The sequence below is a fragment of the Brasilonema bromeliae SPC951 genome, from assembly GCF_012912135.1.
Taxonomy (GTDB): Bacteria; Cyanobacteriota; Cyanobacteriia; order Cyanobacteriales; family Nostocaceae; genus Brasilonema; species Brasilonema bromeliae.
In genome coordinates this window covers 1-1,710 of the sequence record NZ_QMEB01000413.1, presented here as the reverse complement: position 1 = coordinate 1,710, position 1,710 = coordinate 1, and the positions used below count along the sequence as shown (strand labels likewise).

The 1,710-nt window shown below is 39.6% G+C and carries 1 protein-coding gene; it reads right to left on the bottom strand.

Features of this window, described 5'->3' with window-relative positions; genetic code table 11:
• On the bottom strand, positions 1-1,710 hold a 1,710-nt coding region (locus tag DP116_RS28120), incomplete at both ends, for a CHAT domain-containing protein (protein ID WP_169158237.1).

Below are 1,710 nucleotides of genomic sequence, written 5' to 3'. Positions count from 1 at the left end.
GTCCAGAGAGAACTAACGACACTGGGGCTACCTGCTAACAGAAAACCGCTAGGTAAACCAATGTATTCGTCACTGGTATTGCTATAATCAATCAATCCAGTTTCGCACGCTGAAAGAGTTACGAGGCGACATTTTTCTAATTTGAGACTGAAGATTTTTTCTAAGGTAAGGCATTTGTCTAAATCATGGGTTTCACCCAATCGCAAATTTAGATAACGTTCAGAGTCGGGTTTTGTCGGTGCGTCAGCAACGAGTGCATTTGCCAAAATTAGGGCTGATTTATCGGGATTTGTTAAGTTAAATTGCCCGTGACAGCTAAAGTGGGTGCAGTGGTAAGTGTTTAAGTCAGTATTATTAATAGCTGTGAGTGTCGCTGCTGTTTTTTTCAGGATGTTGGCAGTATTAAAGTAGCTTTGAATAACTTGTACTTCTAAATCGGTGTAATTCAGGTCTTCTGTGGGATTTTGAATTGCAAATAGAAATTGAAAATCAGGACGTTTGCGCTGTTGTACCTGTTGCAGTAGTTGACAACTGGGTGCATAGCTGACACCACCAGCAAATAAATCTAGAAGACAAGACGAATTTTCCGAATTTTGATTTATTGGGATTGCATGAAGGGGGAATAAATGCAGGAATCGATGGGGAATTAGGATGAGTTTATCGCAGTGCTTTGGTATCTGGGTTAATATTTCATCAATGTGCAGAATCGAAGCTAATTTTTTGATTTCTTCCCCTAAGTTATTTCGCCATTGGTCTTTTTGCTCGTCGTAATTCTGCAAATATTGATTTACCCAATCATACAAAGCTTGTTGGTCTTCTGTTTGGGATTGCCAAACAGTTACCTCTTTTTGTTTTGTGGCAATAAACGCCAGAATTTTATCGTTGAGAATATACCACTCGATAATGGCTGTATGCTCATCCAAAGAACCTTGGAATGAGTCAAGTTTGAAACCATAACCAATGGGTAAGTAGCGGTTTTGCAATTCATTTCGCTGCTGTCGTAACTTTTGAAGTTTTTGTGCAAGGACTTTGGGATTTTCAGCTTTGCCATTTTGGATTTGAGCTTGTCCTGTAGCTATTTCATCCCTGTATGTTTCTAATTGAGTGACTACTTCTGGAGGAAAGATGGTTTTCTGGTCACGGATGAGTATTTGTTCAACTAAATTGCGAGTTTTACTACGTTCAACATATTCAATTGCTTCCGTGATTTTATCTAATTCTAGGCAAACTTCTACCATGCGGCGATAAAGTTTGTTCCATTCTTCCGCTTGTTTGCGTTTGCTTTCCTGCCCAGAAACTATTTCCTCCCGCAAAGATTCTACTGTGGCTATAGCGGATTCAAAGATAGTGTAAGCTAAATCAAATTGTTTTGCTTCTTGGTAAACTGTCCCAATATTAAATAAAGTTTCTGCATATTTTTGGGGAAAAGCGTCAAAAGTTCTGACTTTTAGAGCTTGTTGGTAACAAGCGAGCGCCCGCTCTAAATTCTGTGCCCGCTCCCCTCTTATTCTGTCATGATAAGCAAGACCAAGATTATTTTGCGTCCTTGCCCATTCATAGGGAAAAACGTCAAAAGTAAAAACTTTTAGAGCATCTTGGTAACAAGCGATCGCTACCTCTAAATTCTCAGCCTGCTCCCCTCTAATTCTGTTACTGTAAGCATTAGCGAGATTATTTTGCGTACCTGCCCAATCAACAGGAAAAGCGTCA